This window comes from Aurantivibrio infirmus (assembly GCF_054767315.1).
Genome location: NZ_BAAFSK010000002.1, coordinates 673,888 through 680,641, shown reverse-complemented (window position 1 = coordinate 680,641; position 6,754 = coordinate 673,888). Strand labels below are relative to the sequence as shown.

At 40.1% G+C, this 6,754-nt stretch carries 12 protein-coding genes; 11 read left to right on the top strand and 1 reads right to left on the bottom strand.

Annotated elements, in window-relative coordinates; all coding sequences use genetic code 11:
- The 11 genes from ACYUCY_RS06795 to ACYUCY_RS06745 all read left to right on the top strand — a co-directional run.
- Positions 1-416, top strand: a 416-nt coding sequence (locus ACYUCY_RS06795) for a GNAT family N-acetyltransferase (RefSeq protein ID WP_460225703.1), incomplete at its 5' end; no start/stop codon positions are given.
- A gap of 126 nt (positions 417-542) precedes the next feature.
- Positions 543-1,454 carry a hypothetical protein gene (locus ACYUCY_RS06790; protein ID WP_460225702.1) on the top strand — a complete coding sequence of 304 codons (912 nt, stop codon included), beginning with the start codon at positions 543-545 and terminating at the stop codon, positions 1,452-1,454.
- Positions 1,455-1,565: 111 nt separating this feature from the next.
- Positions 1,566-2,087, top strand: a complete 522-nt coding sequence (locus ACYUCY_RS06785) for a GNAT family N-acetyltransferase (RefSeq protein WP_460225701.1) — start codon at positions 1,566-1,568, stop codon at positions 2,085-2,087.
- Positions 2,088-2,197: 110 nt separating this feature from the next.
- Positions 2,198-2,680, top strand: a complete 483-nt coding sequence (locus ACYUCY_RS06780; RefSeq protein ID WP_460225700.1) for a GNAT family N-acetyltransferase — start codon at positions 2,198-2,200, stop codon at positions 2,678-2,680.
- Positions 2,681-2,700: 20 nt separating this feature from the next.
- Positions 2,701-3,051: a DUF1801 domain-containing protein gene (locus ACYUCY_RS06775; RefSeq protein WP_460225699.1), complete on the top strand. Its 351-nt coding sequence runs from the start codon at positions 2,701-2,703 to the stop codon at positions 3,049-3,051.
- A gap of 108 nt (positions 3,052-3,159) precedes the next feature.
- Entirely contained in the window at positions 3,160-3,474 is a 315-nt protein-coding gene (locus ACYUCY_RS06770) for a hypothetical protein (RefSeq protein WP_460225698.1), read from the top strand.
- 80 nt (positions 3,475-3,554) lie between these two features.
- The gene (locus ACYUCY_RS06765) at positions 3,555-3,998 is read left to right on the top strand and encodes a hypothetical protein (protein WP_460225697.1); all 444 of its coding nucleotides are present in this window, start codon (positions 3,555-3,557) and stop codon (positions 3,996-3,998) included.
- Between the two features lie 126 nt (positions 3,999-4,124).
- Positions 4,125-4,520 carry a hypothetical protein gene (locus ACYUCY_RS06760; RefSeq protein ID WP_460225696.1) on the top strand — a complete coding sequence of 132 codons (396 nt, stop codon included), beginning with the start codon at positions 4,125-4,127 and terminating at the stop codon, positions 4,518-4,520.
- A gap of 178 nt (positions 4,521-4,698) precedes the next feature.
- Positions 4,699-4,914 carry a hypothetical protein gene (locus tag ACYUCY_RS06755; protein ID WP_460225695.1) on the top strand — a complete coding sequence of 72 codons (216 nt, stop codon included), beginning with the start codon at positions 4,699-4,701 and terminating at the stop codon, positions 4,912-4,914.
- A gap of 76 nt (positions 4,915-4,990) precedes the next feature.
- The gene (locus ACYUCY_RS06750; protein ID WP_460225694.1) at positions 4,991-5,296 is read left to right on the top strand and encodes an NIPSNAP family protein; all 306 of its coding nucleotides are present in this window, start codon (positions 4,991-4,993) and stop codon (positions 5,294-5,296) included.
- A 46-nt stretch (positions 5,297-5,342) separates the two neighbouring features.
- Positions 5,343-5,774: a hypothetical protein gene (locus tag ACYUCY_RS06745; RefSeq protein WP_460225693.1), complete on the top strand. Its 432-nt coding sequence runs from the start codon at positions 5,343-5,345 to the stop codon at positions 5,772-5,774.
- A 15-nt stretch (positions 5,775-5,789) separates the two neighbouring features.
- Here ACYUCY_RS06745 and ACYUCY_RS06740 read toward each other — a convergent pair whose 3' ends face one another.
- Positions 5,790-6,518 carry a glutathione S-transferase family protein gene (locus tag ACYUCY_RS06740; protein ID WP_460225692.1) on the bottom strand — a complete coding sequence of 243 codons (729 nt, stop codon included), beginning with the start codon at positions 6,516-6,518 and terminating at the stop codon, positions 5,790-5,792.
- Positions 6,519-6,754 lie beyond the last annotated feature (236 nt).

The window sequence follows — 6,754 nt, the reverse complement described above, 5'->3', positions numbered from 1 at the left end:
GGAATACTAGGTATCTGCGCATGGAAGTAAAACATTCTCCGCCCGACATAGAAAGCTACTTGCGTTTGAGAAAGATATCTGGCCTTAGAGAAAGAACGCGAGCGGCCGCGGAAATCGGCTTAAAAAATAGTTTATTTGCAGTAACCTTACTTGACGAAAAAGGTGAAGTTATTGGTATGGGTCGTGTAGTTGGCGACGGTGGTTGTAACTTTGAAGTAGTTGATATTGCTGTTGATCCTAACTTTCAAGGCCAAGGGTTAGGGCGAAAAATCATGGAAGAAATAATGGAATATTTAAAAGAGCATGTGCCAGAACAATCTTATGTTTCGCTCATCGCAAATACCCCTTGGCTTTACGAAAAGTTTGGTTTTGAGTATTGCGCTCCAAAGTTTCATGGCATGCAAATAAAATGGTAATTCCTAACAAAGCAACCCAGCGCCCCCAAACCGCAAAAAGCGCGGTTTGCGGCGGACTCGCTACACTACCTTTCGCTCGCCGCTGGTTGCGGCGTTATGTGTTCAAGCCAACGGGGTAATTTAATAATGCGTAAATTTTCTGTCTACGTAGTTATATTCCTTCAGTTTCTTTTAGCGAGCGTTGTGTACTCGCAGTTTGAGCCAACAAGCGAAGAATTGGAGTTCTCTGAGGTATGGACAAAAAGTATTTCCGAAGGAAGCCCAGAAGAAGACGTTTTATTAGCCGCTATGCTTTCCTTGCGTGATGATAGAAGGGAAGCTTTAGACTACCTCTCAGTGCCTATGAAATCGATTCAAAATAAGAAAATTAGACTTAGTTTTCTCGCTGTTTATTGTCTAGTCCAGGAAAGTGTACTGGAGATTTGTGAGGACAATGATTTTGATAGGCAGCTCCAAACTATTGACGCAGACAATATACAACCTTACTTGTATTCGATGGTAAAACAAAGAAAAGATGATGACGCACTTGCTTCTCTACGCCGCGCAAATAATACAACTTCTACCAATGATTACTTGTTCGACAAAATTAATTTTGCTCGTGAAAAACTTGCATCTATTGGTTATCCAAAAGACCGTATAAATTATGCAGCAGAAAACCTTACTGGCGTTCTTTCACTTTATGGTTTTTATTTGAAAGTGCATTCTGTATGTAAAGAAAAGAGCGTAGTGAATGAAAGCTGGAAGCAAAACTGCTTATTACTTGGTCGTCGACTTGAAAGCTATACAAATAAAAATGCATACCAGTATTCTTTTAGCTTTGCGATAATAACGGACTCATTGGGGAAGGCACCTGAAGAAGAAAAAGAAAGAGAAGCTGTTTTGAAGCGAAAAATAGCGTTTGGTAAACTTAGAGATTTAGCCTCTGAAAAATTCGAATGGTGGTCGAACCGGGCACTGACAAGCGACGAATACTACAAGGATATAAATGAATTGGGCGAAGTGCAAGCGATCAGAAAAGCTGTCGAAGAGAGTGAGTAAGCACATAACAAAGCTAGCCAACACCGGCAGTGCAAAAAGCGCGCTGCCTCGACTCACTTCGCGATGCTCCGTTCGTGGTTGCTAGCGGCGTTATGCAACTTTAGGGAAGTCATGGACATTGAAATAAGAGTTCCTAATCCAGACGAAATTGAAGCTGTTTCAAAAATTTCAGCAGCTACTTTTGTGCTCGCGTGCCCATCTAGCTCTGGGAAAGATGAATTAGAAAAATACATATCTAGCAATCTTTCACCCACAATTTTTCAAAAGGCATTAAATTCCAGTTCAATATATTTAATTTCTGCTTTTGCAAATGGTGAAATGGCAGGTTTTGCAACGGTCTTGCTATCTAGTGATTGCTCTCTAAACTCTCGTATCGTGGCTACATCTGAAATTCAAAAGCTTTATGTACTTCCCAAATTTCATGGTGCCTGTGTGGCTCAAAAGCTAATGGGCGCGGCATTAAACCATTTAAAAAATATGGGCATAGCCAATGTCTGGCTTGGTGTGTATAGCAACAATCTCAGAGCAAAAAGGTTCTATTCAAAATATGGGTTTTCTGTCGCGGGCGAAACGCAGTTTAAAATGGGCAGCGAAACCCACCTAGATCATATAATGGTGGCCAGCATTGCATAACAAGCCAAAGCACTATTAGCTGCAAAAAGCACGGCGTGGACTCGCTACACGTTGTTTCGCTCACCCGTGTTTGGAGCGTTATCCGAACCGCGAATCTAGCAGAGTGGCAAGTGGAAATTAGATTAGCTACAAAATCAGATGCAGAGCAAGTAAGAAAAATAGCGTACTCTGCAATGCACACTTTTGGTCTTGTACCTGATCCAGAAGGAATCGATATCGAAGTTGGACGTTTCGGAGAAAGTTTTGAAGGAGCGCTTCTACAACTCGTTGCATGTTGTGGCGATGAAATATTGGGTTGCATCAGTCTTAGTCAAAAAGATTCGAAAACAGCAAAGATTTCGGGTTTCTACGTCGATCCTAGCCATCGAGGTAAAGGTATCGGTGAGAAGCTTTTGGTGAGCACTATAAGACATGCGCAGAAGATTCCACTGAGTGGCATCTATTTGGAAACCTGGGACAAGATGGAGGCTGCAGTTCGCCTTTACGTCAAGTTCGGCTGGTATCGTGTGAGTGATCCTCCAGAAGAAAGTGGCGCCCAGCGTGCATATTACCTATCACTAAATACCGATAACAAACCGCTCCATTTAGCGTAAAACTCTCTAGGACGAGTTATATGGAAAAGAAAGTTAAAGACTACCTGAAAAATATAAAAAAGGACACGAAGCGTGAGGACTGCCTTGCTCTAACTAAATTAATTGAAGATGAATCAGGTTTTAAGGCTAGAATGCAGGGTAGAATCGTAGCATTTGGAGATACATTCTTAATTGGGTTTTTACCGAGAACTCAAGATATTTCTATTTACCTTGTTGGCGACCCCTCAACAGTTAAAAAAGACCTCGATGTATTGGGAAAACACAAACGAACAAAATGTTGCCTATATATAAATAAATTAGCTGACATCAATGAAAAGATACTTAGGAAAATAGTAAAAAAGTCCGTGTCAGCGGCAAAAAAGGTAGCTTAAAATGGCGCGCATAACAAAGTTAGCAACACCGGCAGCGCAAAAAACGTGTTGCCTCGACTCACTACGTTTCGCGCGCCCCTGCTTTGGGTGTTATGCATAGGGTGAGAAGTGAATAACCTTGAAAAGCTAATAGCCCTCGCTATGTTATTTGGGCAACCAATATTTATCTTTATGGCTATTATGGGAGCTGGAAGGCCGGACTCTCCAGCTAATTCGGTTTTTAATGTGGCTTTACCCGTTATAGGAGCATTAAGTTTAGCAACAGTTTTCATAACTATACGGGATATGTATAAAAGAGATTTTGAAAATCCAAACTCCAAACTAAATTGGATTTTAGTTTTTTCATTTACCGGAGGTATCGGATTGATTTTTTATTTGTATAAACATGGGTTTAAACCGAGAACTTCTGAGTTAAATATATAAAAATTTTTCGCAATCGCAGGCACCGGGTAATTTTTTTCGCTACGCTCCAAATTTTCCCGTGCTTTAGGCGTTAAGCCAATATGAGCATCGAACAAATGTCAAATAAGCTGTGGAAAAGTCTCGCGTATACATGTATGGGTATACTCTTAATTTTCATATTTTCTTTTTTGCCACTGAATAAGAATGGTGGCTTATTTGAGTTCAGCTTGATTATTCTTTCTCTTGCTTTGGTCGTATTCGGATTTTTTCTTTTAGTTTCGGGGCTCGTCGAAAAATTACGAATGAGATTCGAATATATGTCAGGACGTATGGCATTGATTCATGTGATGGCTGGCCTTTCTTTTGCCCTCGGCCTAATTATGTTCTTTTGGTTTCACGGAAGAGAGATTGCTGAAGCAAAATGGTATCAATACTATTTTTTGGTAATGCCAACATCAGCCTATGCTATGGCACTTTTAGTAATGATTACCCACCCAATTCAAGCACTAAGAGACAGTGAAAGCAGTGAAAGCAGTGAAGAATAATAGCTTAACAAGTAAGCAAGAAGGGCCTACGTAAATCATGGCCTTGAAAGGCGGGCCATAATTCACATCGACCTCTTTTTACGGCATTAAGCGGATAAAACAATAAGAAGCGAGGAATCATTTAGAATGTCAACACAAAACCCATACACCACACCTACTGCAGATATCCAAAACAATGACAATTTTGAGTTTAGCGAGCGCATGGAAAAAATGGCTGGAGGGCAAAAACTCGTAATTTATGCTGTACTTTTATATTTTATCGCCGCTAGTTTACGTTTAGTGATTGGGCCGTTTGCATTTATTTTATTGTTTATATCTTTAATAATATCTCTTATTGGCCTGTATAAAGTTTTGTCTGCACGTCAAAATCATATTGCTGTTAAAATAATTTTATTTGCACTACTTTTTGTTCCGCTAATAAACATTTTGGTTCTTCTTAGTATAAACAGTCGGGCAACTAAAAGCCTCAGAGAAGCGGGGTACAAGGTTGGTTTTATGGGGGCCTCAAAGCAAACTGCCTAACAAAGCAAATCACTATTCCCCGGTAAAAAGCCGCCAGCCAGGACTCGCTTGACACGTTCCGCTCGCCCGTGTTTGCGGCGTTACGATCAGATAAGAACTAAACAACAAAACTAAAAAACACCCGTTTATTGTCAACGAAATTTTATTTTTCAATGTTTGTAAACACCAGGAAGCAGTCATGAAATTAAGAAGCCTTAGTGCCAGCATAATATTCATTTCACTTTGTTGCGGCTGCTCGAATCAACAAGTTTACGATTCCGTTCAAAATAACCGTAAGTTCAATTGCCTGAAAGCACCAATCTCCGAATATGAAGAGTGTATTCAACAATATGAAATGTCTTATGCCGAATATGAGGCAGAGCGTGAGAAGTTGTTAAGCGATAACAATCCTTAAACTTCAGACAAGGTCGTTTTTAAACTGCTGAATTCTACCCTCGATACATAAACCCTTACTTTTTTAGAGAGACACAATGATCACATGCTATCTGAAGTATAAAGTTGACCCATTCAAGCTGAAAGAATTCGCGCATTATTCGAAGTTATGGATTCCATTGGTTGAGAAATTTGGCGGCCAGCATCACGGGTATTTCCTACCCCATGAAGGGCCAAGTGATATCGCACATGCTTTGTTCTCATTCCCAAGCCTTGCGGATTATGAAGACTATAGAAATAAAGCCAGCAGCGACCCGGAATGCCAAGCAGCTATGAAGTACTACGCGGAAACAAAATGCTTTTTAAGTTTCGAACGATCGTTTACAAAACCAATATTCAAATAATTGGAGAAGGCAATATTAAGAATTTATCAAATATAGAGGCTATATAATGGAAGCAAAAACATTATTAAAAACACTCAAAGAGGCTTCACCATTTGATTTGTTTCTAATTTCTTTTATCGCTTTGCCCTTTGTTTTTGATGCCTGGCTAAGGATATTAGAGGAATTGGAATTTAGCCAGAATGTGAAGACAGTTTCGCTTGGGGTTGTACTATTGGCCTATGTGATCGGTATCGTTGCGATGTTGGTCGGATCTAAAAAAGAAAGGCGGCGGGATACAGCAAAGGATCAAATAATTCACTACTTAAAACGGAATTCATTGGAAATGATGCGACTTATAACCATTAGAGAAAAAATTAATGGGAATTACGACGATGATTTTCTGAACTCACTCCCTAACACTTATCCCGAGGAGATAAGACGCACGAAACTGGAAGGCAACGCTCCCGGTTTAGGTAGGATACTTGACTCCCAACAATAAAAATATTAATTGCAATCAGCGATAAGCCTGATAAATATCTTTTGCCCATTGCAATTGCGGTCCCATCGCGGTCACTTCGGATTGCAATGGCTCTGGCAGTGCTTCTGGCCAATCCAAACCATATTTAGCAGGCATAAACAGTGGCGCCAAGAGTGCCGCGGCACTTAGATCTGCTCGTGTAAATTGTGTACCCACTAAAAATTCTTTACCTACTAGCGCTTCATTCAATCTTTTAAGTGCTTTTTCAATATGTTGTTTTGATTTCGCCGCGCTCTCTTCGTTTACTTCCATATAACTTCGCATTTTTTTCGACAGTTTTGAGAACATAAAACGCAACATGGGTTTTGCCCAAAAAGGCCCTCCGCTTGCGAAAAAACCAATCACCGGATCTGGTTTTTTTAATAAAGTGTGATAAACGTAACGACGTACATGGAGACCAAATTCATTATCTAGGTAACGCTCCCATTCCAGCGCTGCCTGTACATCAAGGGATGACGGCGGTGATAGCTTCTTTTGTGGAAACTTATCGTCCAAATAGCTAATAATTTTCCCAGAACCCTGTATAAATTTTCCATCATGCTCAAGCACTGGGACTGAAGAATTGTTGGCAACTTTTGTTGTAGTCTTTACGTGAAGCCCTGGCAAAAGATTCACCTTTTTATACTCTAATCCTTTGTAATCGAGAGCCCAGCGTACTTTTTCGCAAAAGTGAGAAATAGGAAACTGATAAAGTACTAGCGCCATGATTAACCTCGTCTATGTCAAATAAGATGTGCTGTTCTACCACATTTACACTCGGTTTCCATCTCTTATTTTCAATAGACGGACTAACTTTTTCTCTACACCTGAAATACGTTGTAAATTTGATATTGGATTGGTTGGCCCTACCTTTTGTAGTCGACTATATATTTAATATTTACTATTCCTTACGTGACTCAGATATCGCGCCACACTAGGATTTTATAGCTTAAGTTTTACGG

What these genes read in the sequence shown, in the direction of transcription:
- ACYUCY_RS06790 (WP_460225702.1), top strand. Translation starts at nt 543, where the DNA reads ATGCGTAAATTTTCTGTCTACGTAGTTATATTCCTTCAGTTTCTTTTA.
- ACYUCY_RS06785 (WP_460225701.1), top strand. Translation starts at nt 1,566, where the DNA reads ATGGACATTGAAATAAGAGTTCCTAATCCAGACGAAATTGAAGCTGTT.
- ACYUCY_RS06775 (WP_460225699.1), top strand. Translation starts at nt 2,701, where the DNA reads ATGGAAAAGAAAGTTAAAGACTACCTGAAAAATATAAAAAAGGACACG.
- ACYUCY_RS06765 (WP_460225697.1), top strand. Translation starts at nt 3,555, where the DNA reads ATGAGCATCGAACAAATGTCAAATAAGCTGTGGAAAAGTCTCGCGTAT.
- ACYUCY_RS06760 (WP_460225696.1), top strand. Translation starts at nt 4,125, where the DNA reads ATGTCAACACAAAACCCATACACCACACCTACTGCAGATATCCAAAAC.
- ACYUCY_RS06755 (WP_460225695.1), top strand. Translation starts at nt 4,699, where the DNA reads ATGAAATTAAGAAGCCTTAGTGCCAGCATAATATTCATTTCACTTTGT.
- ACYUCY_RS06750 (WP_460225694.1), top strand. Translation starts at nt 4,991, where the DNA reads ATGATCACATGCTATCTGAAGTATAAAGTTGACCCATTCAAGCTGAAA.
- ACYUCY_RS06745 (WP_460225693.1), top strand. Translation starts at nt 5,343, where the DNA reads ATGGAAGCAAAAACATTATTAAAAACACTCAAAGAGGCTTCACCATTT.
- ACYUCY_RS06740 (WP_460225692.1), bottom strand. Translation starts at nt 6,518, where the DNA reads ATGGCGCTAGTACTTTATCAGTTTCCTATTTCTCACTTTTGCGAAAAA.